This is a genomic window from Niabella ginsenosidivorans (genome assembly GCF_001654455.1).
In the GTDB taxonomy this organism is placed as follows: Bacteria; Bacteroidota; Bacteroidia; order Chitinophagales; family Chitinophagaceae; genus Niabella; species Niabella ginsenosidivorans.
On sequence record NZ_CP015772.1, the window covers coordinates 1672567 to 1689907 of the forward strand.

Genomic DNA, 17341 nt, shown 5'->3' on the forward strand with positions numbered 1-17341 from the left:
TAAAAAATCCTTAATTGAGGCTTCTGATGAATAATTTTTAGTCAGATATGTGGATAATCAGCCTGCTTCTTTACCCATAGCCTGCTGTTTCATTTTTGCTGCTGTTTCATGCCCCAGGTATTTTTCAATCCAGTTATGGATCCAGTAGATAACGGGTGTCATTATTATGGCAACAATGAATTTATAAATATAATTGCCCACGCAGATGCTGAGGACCAGCTTCAGGCTCCAGGGAGCGCCCTGGTTGGAAGAAACACGAGGACCGATGTAAAATGCGATGAATAGTACCAGAAAACTGTCTACCAACTGGGAAATTAATGTAGAGCCGGTAGCACGCAGCCAGATCGCCTTTTCACCGGTCACTTTTTTAATCCGGTGAAAGGAGACCACATCCAGGATCTGCCCCAGGAGGAACGCCCCCAGAGAACCGACGATGATCCAGGACCCCTGTCCCAGCATTACCCGGTAAGCGTGGTCTGCATTAGGCACATTGTTACGGGTATAATTGGTTACCCAGAAATCGGCTGGCGACAGGAAAATAGCGCCCTGGAACATAAGAAAGGTGTAACCGATAAGCCCCGCAGCAATATAGGAGAGGAAGCGTACCCCCTTCATACCGTAATATTCATTAATAAGATCTGTCATGATAAAGACAACCGGCCACAGCAGCACCCCGGCTGTGAGGTTGAAAGAAAAGGGGTTCCCAAAAATATTGAAGTTGAACGGTGCAATTCCCAGTGTTTTTTCCAGCGAAAATATTTTTACTCCTATAACTTCTGCAACAATAGCGTTGGTCACAAAAAAAGCGCCTAGCAGTATATAAAGCCGCGTAGGCTTATGCCTGATGATAGTATGGATCATTTATAAAAAATATATAAACAAAAATAAGAAGGAGGCAAAGGATATTGAAAATAATGATCCATTTAGGAACAATAGCCCCCGGTTTTTTGCCGGCGGCCCAGCAGATCAGGTAAATAACATTAATCAGCGGGATCATTACCAGCCCCAGCACATAGCCTGATGTAATGATGGAGGAACTGACCGTTTCGCCCTTATTCCATTCATAAAACAGTAATGAAAGGGCCAGGATGACCGTTACCCCGCATAAAAAAGCCACTTTTGATAAAAATATTAACCAGCGCATCAACTAATTTCTTGTAAAATAGCATTATTTTGCTCACTTTATAAAGAATTGATACAGGATATCGGGTACTGGACACTGGATATTCAGTATCGAGCATCTGGCATCGGACATCGAGTATCCGGCGTCGAAAATTGAACATCACGCACATTAATAAAGAAGTATGAAAAATAGCTGGTTAAAGAAGAGTATTCCGCACGTTATTGCTGTTGTTATTTTTGTTATTGTATCACTGATCTTCTGCAAACCCGTTTTAGAAGGCAATGAACTGCAGCAGCATGACATTGTAGGCTGGAAGGGGGCAGCCCAGAACGCGTATGACGTGAAAGCAAAAACGGGTAAGATGCCGTTATGGAATACCAACCTGTTCAGCGGCATGCCTAATTACCAGATTGCAATGGAAGGAAAGTCGGTACTGCCTGATCTTAATAAGGTGTTTGGACTGTGGCTTCCCGAACCTGCAAATTTCTTATTTATTGCCTGCATTTGTTTTTATATTCTTGGAATAGCGTTGGGACTGAACCCGGTTGTTTCCATATTAGGCGCGTTGGCCTATGGCTTTTCTACTTATAACCCCGTGATCATTTCAGTCGGCCATAATACAAAAATGCTGGCCATCGGCTATATGCCTTTGTTATTGGCTGGCCTCCTGCTGATTTTTAAAAAGCGATACTGGTCGGGACTGGCTGTGGCAACGCTTGGTGCTTATATGGAGCTGATGTCCAATCACCCACAGATTAACTATTACTTTTTTATTATTGCAGGGCTGATAACGGTGTTCTATGTTGTTAAATGGATCAAGGAAAAAGACTTTAAACAAATAGGAGTTGCTGTTGTGTTGTGCGGTATAGCAGCTGCTGTAGGTTTGGGATCTTATTATTTATCTTTTGCCACAACAAAAGAATATACAGATTATACCATGCGTGGAGGAAAATCTGTTGACATACAGGGAGACCAGGTAAAGGAAGCAAAGACTACCGGTTTGGATAAAGATTATGCGCTTTCCTATAGTATGAAAATGCCGGAGCCTTTGGTAATGCTGATGCCTAATGCATATGGAGGAAGCTCTGCCAATACTATAGGGGAGGATTCTAAGGTTATTGACCGTCTTACCAGCATGGGGATGCCTGCTAACCAGGTTGGGCAATTTGCTAACCTGCCTGTTTACTGGGGAGGGATGATTAAGCCGGGGGAAGTTGGTACCAGCGGCCCGCCTTATGTTGGAGCAATCATTTGCCTGCTGGCACTGGCGGGTTTTGTTATTGTAAAAGGGCCCGTGAAATGGGGATTGCTGATTGCAACGATACTGGCTGTTGTCATGAGCTGGGGAAGCTATTTTGCAGGATTCAATGAGGTGCTGTTGGAGCATCTTCCATTGTACAATAAATTCAGGGCACCATCAATGGCCCTTGTGATCCCTGAACTGACTTTAGCGGTAATGGCCGTGATCACAGCACAGCAGCTCTTCTTTGCTCCGGGAGGAAAAGAGCTCCTGCAACAGAATTTTAAAAAGATCCTGTACGCATTTGGCGGGCTGATTGTTTTTTTAGGATTGGTATACCTGGGACAGAGCTATACGCCCGGTTATGCGGAACAGATCCTTGAAATGAGCAATATTGACAAGAACTCCGGTATTTACCCCGCGATCCTGGCAGGGTTAAAAGCCGACCGGCAGGCACTGTTTGGCGGCCAGATCTTAAGAACCATTTTATTTGCTGCACTGGTGCTGGGTGTTCTTTACCTGTACCTGAAGAATGCCTTCAAACCGGCGGTGGCTACCATCATACTGGCATTGATCGTTTTTATTGATCTATGGTCAGTTGACAAGAAATATTTAACAGATGATTATTATGTTCCTAAGGACAGCGGAACAGCTGTATTTGTAAAAACTCCTGTCGATGAGCAGATCCTGCAGGACAAAGATCCTCATTTCCGGGTGCTGAATATGGCTGAGGGAATGAACGGCAATCATACGGCTTATTTTCACCGGTCCGTATTAGGCTACCATCCGGCCAAGCTCAGGATCTACCAGGACGTTATTGAACGCTACTTTAGCCAGGGAATGCCGTCTCAGGAAGTACTGAACGCGTTGGATACAAAATACCTGGTTACCCAGAACCAGCAGGGACAGCAAATGGTATTGCCGAACCCCGGTGCTTACGGCGCAGCATGGTTTGTAAAAGCCGTAAAACCCGAGCCTAATGATGCCGCCGAACTTCAGGCAATCGGAAATACACATTTAAAAGATACTGCTATTGTACCGCAGTCAGCAGCAGCATCCATCAGTGGGCTGCAGGCTGATACGATGGCTACTATTGTACTGAACAAATACACCAATGATGCAATAACCTATACCACCAACAGCAATACTACCCAGTTCGCCGTATTTAGCGAAGTGTATTATCCGGCAGGTTGGACGGCTGCTATTGACGGAAAGGAAGTGCCTATTGTGAAAACCGATTATTTTATGAGAGGGATAGTGGTGCCTGCAGGTAAGCATACGGTGCAATTTGTTTTTGATCCGCCAAAAGTAAAAAGAGGGTTGACCATTTCTTATATCAGTTCCATACTGGTGGTACTGTTCGTACTGGGCGGATTGGGTATGCAATGGTGGATTGACAAAAACAGGAAAACGAAGGCATCGGCTTGATAAAAATTGCTTCATTAGTTTCTTACAGCGTTGTTCCTCCCGTAACCGGCGGGGAAAAAGGGATCTACTATTTTCTGAAATATTTGTCGGATCACTGTGATCTTACCTGCTTTACGGTGCAGGAGAACCAGCCGCTTGGTAAATTGTTTACAACCATTCCGGTACTGGGCAGCACGCAGAATAAATTCCGGTATGTAAATGTTTTTCTGTTTTTTAAGATCAGGAAGCTGCTGCGGCAGCAGCGTATTGATTATCTTATCATCGAGCATCCTTATTATGGTTGGTTAGGATACCTGTTGCAAAAATTTGCAGGAACAAAGATCATTGTTCATTCCCACAATATAGAAGCGCTGCGCTTTAAGGACCTGGGTAAGTGGTGGTGGAACCTATTGTTTCGCTATGAACGGAAAATACATCAGTTGGCGGATCTTAGTTTTTTTATTTCCCCGGAAGACAGGAACTATGCTATACAAACGTATTTTATTTCCCCGGAAAAATGCACGGTAATCACTTATGGAACGGTGCTGTCTCATTTCCCGTTTGCAGAAAAGGAGCTTGCCAGGGAAAAACTTTGCCGGGAACTGGAACTACCTGCAGATACCCGCATCTTACTGTTTAACGGCACGTTGAACTATCAGCCTAATCTTGATGCGGTTGACATTATCATAAAAGACATTGCCCCCTTATTTAAAAATCGGTTTACAAAACCTTACAGGATTGTTATTTGCGGAAAAGGGCTCCCCGCGCAATATAACGGCCTTAAAGAACAGGAAGCAGATCATATTCTTTTTAAAGGATATGTTGATGATATCCATTTGTACTTTGCCGCAGCAGATCTGTTTTTAAACCCTATAGCTGACGGAGGGGGAATAAAAACCAAGCTGGTGGAGGCTTTGGGAACGAACACACCTGCTGTGTCCTTTAAAAAAGGCGCCTATGGCGTTCCTGCTGAAATAACGGATAACAACCTGCGGGTTGTTGCTGATAAGGATATCAACAGCTTTGTTGCTGAAATGATTGCCCTGCTGAAAGCCGGTAAAACGGCTATGCCGGCAGCTTTTTATGATTATTTTTCCTGGGATAAAATTGCACAAAAGGCCATACAGTTTATACAAGATAGCGCAATTTAAGAGATCTTCTGAAAACAGGCGTGATCCGTATTTAATAACGATGGCAGCTCCATTGCCCTGTATGTCATATTCTTAAATTTTAGAGCAGGCAACGCTTAATGACCGGCAGCAATCATTGCCCGAATGCTTTGATACAGCTGCCTGCCGGATGCATCCCAGCTGAATTCCCGTGATCGGGCGCTTCCCTTGCGGATGAACTCATTTCGTAGGTGCTCATTTGTTGCTATATCTTTCATTGCCCGGGCGATTGCATCTACATTAAAAGGGTCAACCAGTAATGCGGCTTCGCCTGCAACTTCGGGCATAGACGATGTATTGCTGCAGATAACAGGAACGCCGGCCTGAAACCCTTCCACGATCGGGAGGCCAAAGCCCTCAAAGGTAGGTACAAATACAAGGGCCTGGCTGGCACCCAATAAGTTTACAAGCTCCGGATCATCGATTCTGCCCGTAAAAATCACCTCATCTGCGTAGCGCAATTGTTTCAGGGTGGTTTGCAATGCTTCGGTTTTCCACTGTAAATTACCCGCCAGAATCAGTTTGGTGGCGGTTTTAGTCTGCGCTTTAAACCGGTCAAAAGCCTGTAAAAGCCGGGGTATATTTTTACGCGGATGCATGGATCCTACAAAAAAGAAATAAGGATGTCCACCGGAGTACTTGCTCCTGGTGCTTTTTATCGCATCCGCAGATAAGGGTTGAAACGCTTCCTTCGCTGCTAAATGCATTACATCAATCTTAGCGGGATCAACATGGTACAGCCGGATAAGGTCTTTTTTTGTGTATTCGGAAACTGCTACGATGCGGGTTGCTTTACGGGCAAACCGCGGAAAGTAAAACCGATAATAAAGCCTGTTTCTAAGCAAAAGGTCCTTTGGATAGTGCTCAAAGTTGAGATCATGGATTACAGCCAGTTGCCGGCATGCCGTACGCAGGCTGATCATGCCGTCCATGCCAACAAATACATCGGTCTTATTTTTCTTCAGGAATAAAGGTAATGCCCCATCCAGGTAAAGCATGTATAAAGCAGGATGGCGATAGGGTGGGAAGATAAAATGTTTCTGAACGTTTGGAAAATCAAAATAATCCCCGTTAAAGTTCTTATCGCACAATACCTGGAAATGTATTTCAGGGTGCTGCCGGATCAGCCGGGAAATGGTTTCGATAATGACATTGCCGATACCGTCAATATTTTTATTTCTGAGGTTCCAGCAATTGATTGCTATGTTCATGGTTCAAAAATAAAGGATAGTCTGCAGGGATGCATTATTGTTGCGGATGAATTTGCAACGTATACGGCTATTGGATGCCCCGCATCAACCGGTAGAGCCGGCCTGTGAAGCGGTTGGAATCCAGGAACGCCGCCAGTAGCAGGGTAGGATCTGCATAGGGCCTGAATTTTTCCGGGATGCCCAGTAGCGCAGCATACCGTTTGCAATCACCTATGAACCGGCCGGCAGTATACCGCTCCTTTACAGGCGATTTGGCCAGCCGGTGGCTCAGGCTCCGGCAATAAAACATAAGGAAATCAGCCCCGCTGGTATTGATGGCTTCCTGTGCCTGTGCTGAAGATTGGCGAAGCCTGTTCAGGAAATGGATGTACCGGTCAAACGCAACCCGGTACCGGTCTACATTTGTACTTATTGAAAGGCTGTTATGTAACCGGTAAGAAAAGCAGGTTTGTGGGGATACAGCTATAAAAGAACGTGCAGTTAAGCTTACGAATAATTGGTAATCAGCAAAAAGCAGGTTGGGATAAGCTGCATCAAAGCCTCCGCAACGGATAAAGTCAGCTGCACGAAACAGGTAACCGGTACCCATGCTGTCAATGGTTTGCTTAAATTCACCTTCAAGGAAGGCTGCTGCATCCATTGTTTCCGGCATTGGCTGGCAGGGTCGCACCGGGCGCCCGTCTTTATTGATGTACTGAAAATGGGTCTGATAAATGGAAGCTTCGGGGTATTGCCTGATGAGGCAATGCATTGCTTCCAGGTAATTAGCGTATAACACATCATCATGCCCGATAAACGTGATGAAAGGGTTTGTGGGCACTGATAGCGCCCGATTCCAGTTAGCAGCCATTTCAAGGTCTTTTTCCGAGCGGTGTAAAATGATCCGGGGATCTTTCAACGAACGGATGTATTCCGTGGTTCCGTCGGTGCTGTTATTGTCAAGAATGATAAAATTGAAACGGGTATAGGTTTGGGCCAGCACGCTTTGGATACATTCTTTTACATAACGGCCGCCGTTCTTTACGGGTAGTATGATGGAAAATTGATGACTCACGTTACTATATATAGAATTAGGAAGCCCGAAAATAGCATTTAAAAAAATAGCCTGGTTTTATATACTGTTTAATAAGCGGTATGAGTACCATAAAAATATTTTTTTTGTTGAAAAATAGTTATTAACTTCCTTTTTACAATTATTATCTATGAAACCAAGGAGCCCTCCAACTCATTACTGCAATGAGAAGAACAGCTGTGCCAGTTTGTTTTTCTCTCTTTTTTATAAACCTTTCTATCCAAACCAAATAATATAACCATCATGAAAAAAGTATTCATGGCTTCAGTTGTACTGAGCTTTCTTTCATTAACGATTCTTTTGTTTCAAACAGTTAGTTGCAGAAAAGCGGCTGCACAGTTAGACGGGGCTTCGACCAAAGCTAGAGGAATATACCAAGTTAACGGATTGTGGATCGGAACGTATAGTGTTAACGGGCAGCCAGGATGGGGAAACCAATATTATTCATTGGTTGTTAAACCAGATGGTACTTTAATAGTCGATTCTAAATTGGGTACTCAACAACATTTGTCTACCGGAACATGGAGTTTAAATGATACTACTTTTAATGCCTCTTTTACTTGTGTGTATGGAGCTGATGAAAATGTTGGTATTACTGAAACAATCACTGCTACCTGGAATAGTTCGGGCACTTTAGTAGGTACATGGAGCAATATTCCTCCTTTAACAGGTTCTGGTAATATAACATTAGAAAGAGTCAATTAATGAATGAACAGGATTAAAGCATTCTTCAAAACTGTCTTTGATCACTCTTTTTAAAACCACAGGAGGTAAAGAATGGCTTTTTCAAAAGGCTGCTCTTTGCCTCTTCGTTATTGATTGAATGTTGGATGGCTGATCTTTTTCTTTTGATTATTGCTGCCGGTATTGTTTTATAACACACCCGCACTAAGACCTACAGTGCACAAATTATAGCAAAAGAAAGAATAAGTTATGGGATTTAAAAAAGCGATCTTAATCTTATTGATATTTTGTCACCATTTAATAATAACGGCCCAAATAAAGAAAAATACATTCCAGATTAATATAGGACCAGTGCTGATCCATGAAAATTTTAAATGGTCTATTGCCGGAAATGAAAACGGTACAGATCCGAATATTCTCTCTGAACTAAAGTTTAAAAATATTCGAAAGACTGGTGGGCAACTGGGTGTTCTCTGGCAGTTCAGTCCACACTTATCTATCAATGCTCAGGTTTCCCAACTGCACACTTTCGATGGAAACGCAACGGATATTGATTATGCTGGCGATGACCGTACTAATCCCATCGTTCAACTAAATTTTGTGAGTAAAAAGGGAAAGGAAAACGACTTTAAGACCAGCCTTCATTATCTTTTTATGCGTCATGAAAAACTCCGATTAGCTGCCGGTGCCGGGTACTATTTTTCAAAATCAGGGTATTTTTTGCATGGTGTTGAAAAGAGCGACAACAAAGGAAATTATGTTGTCCGATGGCGGGGGCCGGTTGTGGCTTTTGACGGTGGAATTTTCCTTTATAAAAAAGGCGGGTTGCAAATGGCATTGGATTACCGATACCTTTTTTATCATGCTGATGCAGATTGGGCTTTACGTAATGACTTTGCACATCCTGTAAGTTTTACTCATAATGCCAATGGAGTTGGAATTAATGTATATACCGGCCTTTATTACAGTTTTTCGTCTTTTTTTCAATTACAGCTTGGCGGATTTCTGGGGTATTGGCATACAGGTCATGGCATAGATGTATTATATATGGCCAATGGAGATCTTCAAAAAACAAAGATGAATGAGTCTTTGAAAAATCAATGGGGTATAAGGATGCAAGGCGTTTTCAATTTTTAATTGTTGTATTGTTCTTTTTAGCGGTAAATTTTCTTTTTAATACGAGTTGCTCATTAAGCGCATTTTGAATAGAACCCATATTTTTTCATCAAGACTAAACATTATTGATAAAGAAAATTAATTTGACCATTTCAAAATACCAACTTTTTTTAAACACTTCTTTATATTAAAAACGATTAATTTAAATGTGTACAATGTTTTAAATTTTTTTATTAATGAAAGCTTAAGCAAGTTATGAGCCAGTTGATCTACTTCTTTCGCTTTTTCTGGATTAGGATTTGTAATGGTAAAATACTTTTTCAGTATAAATATATTGGTGATAAACCACTTTTTTAGATGTTTGGCAATTGCATTTTCCCCGTTTTTGATGTAAAATTCTTCTGGAAAGGCCTTTGTCATCAGCGCTATAAATCTTGTGCCGGCTATATAATACAAGTTGAAGTTAGATTTGCTGAAATTGCTGTCATGTTTATTAAGATGACTAAACATTTTATTAATGAATAACCCGCCTTGTTCTTTACTACAAAGAGCGAGCATTGCATGATCTGCAAGATGAGGACTACCATAATCAGGCATGCCGCCGATATTGAGTACTGTCTGTTTTTTTAATACACAACTTGACCACAGAAAATTGAGCGTTAATTTGGGATGTAGTAATTGAAATGAGAAATCTGTGGCCGAAAAACATTCAATTTCGTTTTCACTTTTCCCGGTGCGCACACATCCACAGTAAATGGAATAACCGGGATAATTATTAATAACTGTTTTAAATTCATGTAGCATATTGGTATCTACAGGATCATCATCAGTAACCATGACGATGTATTCAGTAGAGGCTCTTTCAATGCTTTTATTAAAGCTCCGGATCATTCCAAGGTTGTCATCATTTCTGTAGTATTTTAAGCGCTGGTCATTTAATTGCTCTACCACAGCTTTACCACTGGCCTCCGGATCATTATCAGAGATCACAATTTCAAAGTTGGGATCGGTCTGCTGTAATAATAAATTCAGCTGGCTCTTTAAAAAAACAGGGCGCTTATAAGTAGAAATGCAGAAACTAACCCAGGGATTAACCATATAGTTTTATTTAACCCTTTTTAAATAACCCCGAGGCGCTACACTGATCTGTATTTTATGATCAATATCTGTATTGATCTCAAACTGATCATTCTCTTTCAGGAAAGCATCTACTGCTGTCATTGGGTTATTGCCAATACCCCAGGGCCGTATCATTCCGGGAATGTAATTATCAGGAAGGTTTTCAACGATAGTATCAAAAACCACGATGTAAGAATTCAGTGTAACTAACGGTGCATAGTAACGGAGCTCATCCAGCACATGCGCATGTGTATGGTTGGAGTCCAGTACCACCAGCACTTTCTCTTTGCCTTTGGCAGCTTCATAAACCAGGTCAGCGGTTGCTTTATCTACGGAAGAACCCTGTATCATTTTGATCCGCTTGTACATCGGGTGCTTTTCAATTTCTTTACGGTTATGCTCCCGGATGTCGATGTCAATACCCAATACTTCGCCTTTGCCAATCAGTTCCAGCAGGGAGGCATAGAAGATCAGGGAGCCGCCGTGGGCAATACCCGTTTCAATAATGAGATCGGGTTGGATCTCCCAGATCAGCTCCTGCATAGCCATCATATCCTGCGGATATTGAATAATGGGGCGCCCCATCCATTTGAAATTATAAGAATACTGCGCTTTATTAGAAGCCGTGTTAAACGTTGTTGCAGCATCTTTTAGCTCCTGATTGTGTGCATAACTGTTCACTCTGTCTTTACATTCCTGTATAAATTCCTGTACCGGGTTGCTCATTGATTTATTGAATTGATTTTAATTTATGATTATCCCCCCAAAAATGCATGGGCTCAAAATCGGGATAAGGGTAAAAGCCCAAATTTAGCTGAATCTTCCTGTTTTTTGAACGTAAATAGTCTAAAACGAATTGTTTTACGGTCACCGGCTGGTTACTGGCAATATTTATAATTCCCTTAACTTTTTGCTGAAGCGCTACTTTTACGATGTTTGCTGCTACAGCTTCCACAGGCATAAAGTCTCTTGTTTGGGCACCACCACTCATATTAAACACCGTATCGCCCTTTTCCAAAGCGGTGTCAAGCTGGGAGATTAGGGATTTTGGATGCTGCCCTTTACCGTACATATAAAACAGCCGTACCCATTTTAAAATAAAGTTTTCCTCTTTCTGCAATTGTTCCAGCATAATCCTCAGCTCGTTCTTTGCTTTTGCATAAGCATTGTCCGGCCGGGCAGGAAGCGATTCTTTCAGCTGGCCTTCCTGCATTCCATACTCAAAGCAGGTGCCGGTAACGGTAAGATCCCTGGCTCCGTTGCGGATGAGATTGAACAGGAACCGGCGGTGCGCCGGAAGATACTCTTCAAGATGAAAAGCGTTCCTGTAATTGGGCAGCCCCTCCCATGCCAGGTGGATGATGATATCCGGCTGGCCAAAATAGTTGAATAAGTTCTCTTTTTCATGCTGTTGGTGCAGATCAAAAGGCTTTACCGTTATGCGCTCATGGTGGAGAAGTTCTTTTTTTTCAATGCTCCTGGATGTGGCAACGATCTGCACTTCCTGCTTCAGCAGAGATTGTATAACATAATTTCCGATGAACCCCGTGGCTCCTGTAACCAGCACTTTCTTCATATGACCTGTAAAGAGGGTATAGCAGTAACAAATTTTCCACCCCAGTCTTTAATATAAGCCAGCTGCCGGGTAATCTCTTCCCTTAAGTTCCAGGGCAGTATCAGCACATAATCTGGTTTCGTGGCTTTTAAACGGGCTTCATTTACAACGGGAATATGGCTGGCCGGAAGGAATTTGTTTTGTTTGTGGGGATTGGCATCTGCTACAAAATCAATAAAGTCGTTTTTGATACCGCAATAATTCAGCAGTGTATTCCCTTTGGCTGCAGCCCCATAAGCTGCAACGGTTTTCTCTGTTTTTTTCTGATCCAGTAAAAACTGCAGTAATTGTTCTTTGATGTGAAAAGCCCTTTGCTGAAAGTTGGTATAATAGCGCATATCCTGCATGCCTTTTTCTTTTTCCTTTTGCAGTAATGCTGTTACATTTTCACTGACGGGCTTGCTTTGATCTTGCCGGTGCTTTGCATAGATTCGTAGGGAGCCTCCATGTGTGGGCAGCTCTTCCACATCAAAAAGCTCCAGGCCCGCAGCCTCAAATATTGCTTTTACGGTATAAAAGGAGAGATAAGAAAAATGTTCGTGGTAAATGGTATCAAACTGGTTATTGTCTACCAATTGCATGAGGTGCGGGAATTCCATGGTGATCACCCCGTTTTCTTTGAGCAGGATCTTCATCCCGCCAACAAAATCCACAATGTCCGGAACATGCGCCAGTACATTGTTTCCCAGCAGCAGGTCTGCCTTTTTACCTTCTGTCGCCAGTTGTTTTGCAAGACGCACCCCAAAGAAGTCAATTACCGAAGGAACGCCTTTTTCAGCTGCCGTGGCGGCCGTATTGGCGGTGGGCTCTATCCCCAATACAGGAATGTTTCTTTCTTTAAAATATTGCAGCAGGTATCCGTCATTGCTGGCAATCTCAATGACCAGCGCTTCGTTTGTATATTGAAACCGCTCCTGCATTTTTTCCACATAGGCTTTGGCATGGGCCAGCCAACTGGTGGAGTAGGAGGAAAAATACACGTAGGTATTGTCAAAAATAGCATCCGACTTTTTATATTCGTCTACCTGCACTAAAAAACATTTCGGGCAGGTAAATACTTTCAGGGGGTAGAAGGTTTCCGGTTCATTCAGCGCTTCTTTGGTTAAAAAGGAATTAGAGGCAGGGGAATTGCCCAGGTCAATAAATACATCGCTTAATGCGGTCTTACAAAATCTACAGTTCATGTTCCGTTTTTATAATAATGGATGTTGCTGATCTCTTACTGATAGTTCCACCGGTTCCAGCGGCCATTGAATATTGATTTTAGGATCATTATAGCGGAGCCCGGATTCTGCTTCAGGTGTATAAAAACCGGAGTGGCAGTACACCAGCTCCACATCGTCCGTCAGTGCCTGGAAGCCATGCGCGCATCCTTCAGGGATGTACATCATTTGCCTGTTACGGGCTGAAATTTCAGCACCAAACCACTGCAAATACGTTGCCGAATTTTTTCTGAGGTCTACAATAACGTCATAAGCGGTGCCTGCAATACAGCGTACCAGCTTGATCTCCTCATGTGGTGGCAACTGAAAATGCATTCCCCGTACTGTACCTTTTTGGGCGGTATAGGAATGGTTCATCTGCACCCATTCTTTTTGATGGCCTATTTCGGCAAAGCTGTTTTTACAGTAGGTGCGCATAAACCATCCCCGGTGATCGCCCAGCACGTTGGGGGTGACCAGGAAACAGCCGGCTAATGAAGTAGGAGTAAATATCATAATGCCATATACCGGTTAATCTGATTTAGCGTAAAGGAAGCAGCCTCATGCACCGGTTGCCGGTACCAGTCTATGGTCCATTGGACGGCCTGCGGTGCATTTAATTTGGGCAGCCAGTTCAATTGCTGTTTTGCCTTGCTGATGCTTAACTGCAACAGGCGGGCCTCATGAGGTGCCCCGGGATCGCTGCCATCTTTCCAGTTACCGCTTCCCCAGGTTGCAATGGCCTGCTCCACCAGTTCTTTTACGGTAAGATGGTCTGCAGGCTCCGGCCCAAAGTTATAAGCACCGCTGTAGGAAATATCCTTATGCAGCTTTGACGCCAGCAGCAGGTACCCTCCCAGAGGCTCCAGCACATGCTGCCAGGGGCGTACGGCAGAAGGGTTTCTTACAAAGATTTCCTCTTTTGTCTTTAAAGCGGTTATAATATCAGGAATAATCCGATCTCTGCTGAAGTCACCTCCGCCAATAACGTTCCCTGCTCTTACAGATGCGATGGCCTTCAGATGGCGGGAATATGTGTTTGTATTAAAGAAAGAATCCCTGAAAGAGCGTACTACCAGTTCTGTACAGGCTTTACTGGCACTATAGGGATCATAGCCTCCCAATATATCTTCTTCTGTATATAACCGATCCTGTTCTTTATTTTCATATACCTTATCCGTGGTAATTACCAGTACTGTACATTTTCCGGTTACCTGCTGAACGGCTTCCAGCAAATGAGCGGTGCCTATGGCATTGATTGCAAAGGTTTCGGAAGGAATTTCATAGCTCCGGCGCACAAGGGGTTGTGCTGCAAGATGAAAAATGAATTCGGGTTGAAAGGCCACGATTTCAGTTTTTAATCGCTCTTTATCTCTTATGTCTGCTATCACGCTTTCAGCATTGTCATAAGGATGTGTTACATTAAAGATGCATTGCTTATTTTCCGGGGCCAAAGCATAGCCCTTTATATGGGCGCCTAATTCTTTTAGCCACACTGAAAGCCAGGTACCTTTAAACCCGGTATGTCCTGTAATAAAAACTTTTTTTCCCGAAAAAGATTGCGTTAACAACGTTTTGTTTACCACACTTTCCATTTTGCATTGTTATTTTTCCACATAGCTTCCAGCTCTATCTTATCCCTCAGGGCATCCATGGGTTTCCAGAACCCTTCATGCCGGAACGCGGCCAGCTGACCATCACCGGCCAGTTGCTCCAGAGGATCGTCTTCCCACATCATGTTGCTCATATCGCCCTTCAGGTAATGGAACACCTCAGGTTTTAATACAAAAAAACCGCCGTTGATCCATTTACTTTCATCTTTTGCTTTTTCCCTAAAAGCCAGCACATTTCCTTCCTTATCCAGTTCCAGTCCGCCAAAGCGGGAATCCAGCTGAATAGAAGTAACCGTTGCTATTTTATTATGTTGCTGATGATAAGCCAGAAGCTGATTGATGTTAACATCGCTGACACCATCTCCATAGGTCAGCATAAAATCTTCATCGTCCAGGTACTTTTGTACGTGTTGCAGCCGGCCGGCTGTTTTAGTGTGAATGCCTGTTTCCACCAGCGTTACCTTAAAATTTTCGCTGGCGCTGGCATGGTACTCTATGGAATTGTTTGCCAGGTTTACTGTAAGGTCTGCATTACGTAAAAAATACTGTGTGAAATATTCTTTAATCACATATCCTTTATACCCCAGGCATACAATAAATTCATTGAACCCGTAATGTTCGTAAATTTTCATGATATGCCACAGGATCGGTTTGCCGCCGATCTCCACCATGGGTTTTGGCCGGACATCGGTTTCCTCTGCCAAACGCGTGCCCAGGCCACCTGCAAAAATGACCACTTTCATGTTCAAACCTGTTCGTTTAATATAAAGTACGCAAAAATAGGCGTTATAACGGGGAATACCATTAGCTTTGTTTTTTAACTGTATTTTATAAATAAAAGACTAACAATAGGAGCATTCCAAAATTTACTGCCCCTGCAATTTGTTTATTCTTGGTAACTGGTTTATTTGCTCCCTGTTGTCAAAAAGAGCATGATCAGAGATATAGTGTTCCCGGCTTATGGAGAGGAAACCAGTGGAGTGATATAACAAAGATCGGGCCTCAATATTATGCTTTATCGAATTATGCCTGATTCCACAATCACAGTAGAAGGAATTGCAGAAGGGCTCAATCATTATGCTACAGGAACCTGATCTATAAATGGTGGAAAATTTAAGAGCAATATAGTGACGATATATTGGACTTTATAATAAGGCTGGAACCAGGCAGACCCCTTACTGCCAATTTGGATAGCAGAAGCGGATTGATAAGTTCGGGAAGATAGATCAACAGTGATTATAAAAATGATTTGGGAACGTTTGAGGTGCAGCAGCTTAAATGGTTTTTAAATTTTCAGAAACTTTAAAAGTTTATGTATAAATCACTATTTATTATATATCAATTATTTATATTTACTACATCTATATTTATTAAAGATCCAAGTTTTTCAACTTTGGAGGCTATATGACCCACACCAATGGCACAATGATGTGCAGGGCCATGCTGGTTCCAGCTGTTTACAAAGTTCCGCGCGCCCATAGGAAACCGGTAACGGCTGTTGGTATTGCCGATCTGTAAAACAGGGCCTGCCACTGATTCTGCCTCTGCTACCAGCAGCAGCAAACCACCGTTCCTGTTTTCAACTACGGATAACAATGTTACCGGCCCATGCTTCACGCTCATCTCCACAGATAATCCTTTGCCCACCTTTCCGTGGTAAACAACCAGCGGGCGTACCTTGGTTTTCCCTTCTGCAATAGCCAGGTGGCCGGGCCCGTCGTGGCCCATCAGCACTACATCATCCTTAAAATCCATGGCATAGTATTCTGTAAAGGACCCGCCTGCACCAAAACTGTCCATAATTTTCATGGCCTGTGCATTTTTAACTTCGTACTCGCCGGCAACGGGCACCCCTTTGGCGGTAAGCAGGGAGTTGCCCAGTATAATGGAGCTCATGGTGTCTTCGTTCGCTTCATTACCCGTTCCTTTATAATAATAAGCGATAGCGCCCAACCGGTAACGCTCCACCAGCTGATCCAGCGCCACAGATGTTTTGGCGGCGCGCTCCAGTTCTGCCTGGGGACAATCCGGCTGCACATCAAATATATCCCTGAAGACCGTAACCCGGTTGGCAATCTCCTGATCCGAAACTTTTTCCCGGAGCGCTGAAAGTTCATCAACTTCCAGCAGTTCAATATGTCCTCCAAAAGCGGCATATTGCAGGGTAAGGTCCGTATAAATATCCAGCATGCCGTTATAATAATGCCCCAGGCAGCCCAGGCGGTTGTACGACATTGTATGAGCCACTTTGGCGGCTTCCACCCATTCTGTTATTTCCTGCCAGCAGGCTGCATCATCTTCCAGCATGCCCGTTACCTGGTGAAAGCGGATACCTGTGCGTTTAAAAACATTGGCAATTTCAGGAACCGGACAGGCAGCGCACCATGCCAGCCATTCTCCGGTCATTTTTCTCCGGTCATTCATTTCATTGAAAGCCTTGTAATCAATATGTGCTCCCGGAGACAGGTTTAAGATGATGACCGGCACTTTTGCTTTTTGAACAGCTGGCAGCACGGTAGCTGAAAGTGCATACGTGGTTACATGAAGGAAAATAAGGTCTACCTCTTCCCGGCGGAACAGGCTGCCCGCAGCAAACGCTTTATCAACTGTATCTACCAGCCCGGCATTTACGATGTTGTTATGAACTGCAGCGATTTTTTTACTAACGATGTTCAGATAGGTTTGAAGCCGTTGCTCAAGCCCCTCAAACTGATCCCAGTAAGCGTCCAGGCCAATGCCCATTAATCCGATTTTTAAACCATTTGGTAGC

The 17341-nt window shown here is 43.3% G+C and carries 16 protein-coding genes; 4 read left to right on the top strand and 12 right to left on the bottom strand.

Annotated features, from left to right (window positions below; all coding sequences use genetic code 11):
- Positions 1 to 57 precede the first annotated feature (57 nt).
- Positions 58 to 861: a queuosine precursor transporter gene (locus A8C56_RS06990; protein ID WP_067753795.1), complete on the bottom strand. Its 804-nt coding sequence runs from the start codon at positions 859 to 861 to the stop codon at positions 58 to 60.
- A complete protein-coding gene (locus tag A8C56_RS06995) occupies positions 836 to 1144 on the bottom strand; it encodes a hypothetical protein (protein ID WP_067753798.1) in 309 nt (102 codons plus the stop codon). Before A8C56_RS06995 ends, A8C56_RS06990 begins: the two co-directional genes overlap by 26 nt.
- A gap of 160 nt (positions 1145 to 1304) precedes the next feature.
- Here A8C56_RS06995 and A8C56_RS07000 point away from each other — a divergent pair, with 160 nt between their 5' ends.
- Both A8C56_RS07000 and A8C56_RS07005 read left to right on the top strand, forming a co-directional pair.
- On the top strand, positions 1305 to 3791 hold the full coding sequence (locus A8C56_RS07000) for a YfhO family protein (RefSeq protein ID WP_067753801.1): 2487 nt from the start codon (positions 1305 to 1307) through the stop codon (positions 3789 to 3791).
- Positions 3788 to 4921 carry a glycosyltransferase family 4 protein gene (locus A8C56_RS07005; protein WP_067753804.1) on the top strand — a complete coding sequence of 378 codons (1134 nt, stop codon included), beginning with the start codon at positions 3788 to 3790 and terminating at the stop codon, positions 4919 to 4921. The genes A8C56_RS07000 and A8C56_RS07005 overlap by 4 nt, the downstream gene beginning before the upstream one ends.
- A 95-nt stretch (positions 4922 to 5016) precedes the next feature.
- Here the strand turns inward: A8C56_RS07005 and A8C56_RS07010 are convergent, their stop codons facing one another.
- Both A8C56_RS07010 and A8C56_RS07015 read right to left on the bottom strand, forming a co-directional pair.
- Positions 5017 to 6150 carry a glycosyltransferase family 4 protein gene (locus A8C56_RS07010; protein ID WP_067753807.1) on the bottom strand — a complete coding sequence of 378 codons (1134 nt, stop codon included), beginning with the start codon at positions 6148 to 6150 and terminating at the stop codon, positions 5017 to 5019.
- A gap of 67 nt (positions 6151 to 6217) precedes the next feature.
- On the bottom strand, positions 6218 to 7204 hold the full coding sequence (locus tag A8C56_RS07015; protein WP_067753809.1) for a glycosyltransferase: 987 nt from the start codon (positions 7202 to 7204) through the stop codon (positions 6218 to 6220).
- Positions 7205 to 7465: 261 nt separating this feature from the next.
- Between A8C56_RS07015 and A8C56_RS07020 the strand changes: the two genes are divergently transcribed.
- Both A8C56_RS07020 and A8C56_RS07025 read left to right on the top strand, forming a co-directional pair.
- Complete coding sequence (locus tag A8C56_RS07020; RefSeq protein ID WP_067753811.1) at positions 7466 to 7927, top strand: hypothetical protein; 462 nt, start codon at positions 7466 to 7468, stop codon at positions 7925 to 7927.
- Between the two features lie 228 nt (positions 7928 to 8155).
- Complete coding sequence (locus A8C56_RS07025; protein ID WP_067753813.1) at positions 8156 to 9043, top strand: hypothetical protein; 888 nt, start codon at positions 8156 to 8158, stop codon at positions 9041 to 9043.
- Positions 9044 to 9160: 117 nt separating this feature from the next.
- Here the strand turns inward: A8C56_RS07025 and A8C56_RS07030 are convergent, their stop codons facing one another.
- From A8C56_RS07030 to A8C56_RS07065, 8 genes are all read right to left on the bottom strand, one after another.
- Positions 9161 to 10120: a glycosyltransferase family 2 protein gene (locus tag A8C56_RS07030; RefSeq protein WP_067753816.1), complete on the bottom strand. Its 960-nt coding sequence runs from the start codon at positions 10118 to 10120 to the stop codon at positions 9161 to 9163.
- A 6-nt stretch (positions 10121 to 10126) separates the two neighbouring features.
- Positions 10127 to 10867, bottom strand: a complete 741-nt coding sequence (locus tag A8C56_RS07035; RefSeq protein ID WP_067753818.1) for a cephalosporin hydroxylase family protein — start codon at positions 10865 to 10867, stop codon at positions 10127 to 10129.
- A gap of 4 nt (positions 10868 to 10871) precedes the next feature.
- Complete coding sequence (locus A8C56_RS07040; protein WP_067753821.1) at positions 10872 to 11717, bottom strand: NAD-dependent epimerase/dehydratase family protein; 846 nt, start codon at positions 11715 to 11717, stop codon at positions 10872 to 10874.
- Positions 11714 to 12940 carry a class I SAM-dependent methyltransferase gene (locus A8C56_RS07045; protein ID WP_067753822.1) on the bottom strand — a complete coding sequence of 409 codons (1227 nt, stop codon included), beginning with the start codon at positions 12938 to 12940 and terminating at the stop codon, positions 11714 to 11716. The genes A8C56_RS07040 and A8C56_RS07045 overlap by 4 nt, the downstream gene beginning before the upstream one ends.
- A 9-nt stretch (positions 12941 to 12949) precedes the next feature.
- Positions 12950 to 13474: a dTDP-4-dehydrorhamnose 3,5-epimerase gene (gene rfbC / locus A8C56_RS07050; protein ID WP_067753825.1), complete on the bottom strand. Its 525-nt coding sequence runs from the start codon at positions 13472 to 13474 to the stop codon at positions 12950 to 12952.
- The gene (gene rfbG, locus A8C56_RS07055; RefSeq protein WP_067753827.1) at positions 13471 to 14553 is read right to left on the bottom strand and encodes a CDP-glucose 4,6-dehydratase; all 1083 of its coding nucleotides are present in this window, start codon (positions 14551 to 14553) and stop codon (positions 13471 to 13473) included. The genes rfbC and rfbG overlap by 4 nt, the downstream gene beginning before the upstream one ends.
- Positions 14538 to 15314, bottom strand: coding sequence for a glucose-1-phosphate cytidylyltransferase (gene rfbF, locus A8C56_RS07060; RefSeq protein ID WP_067753829.1), 777 nt, complete (start codon positions 15312 to 15314; stop codon positions 14538 to 14540). Before rfbF ends, rfbG begins: the two co-directional genes overlap by 16 nt.
- Before the next feature lie 595 nt (positions 15315 to 15909).
- Positions 15910 to 17313: an arabinose isomerase gene (locus A8C56_RS07065; RefSeq protein ID WP_245645791.1), complete on the bottom strand. Its 1404-nt coding sequence runs from the start codon at positions 17311 to 17313 to the stop codon at positions 15910 to 15912.
- Positions 17314 to 17341: the final 28 nt, after the last annotated feature.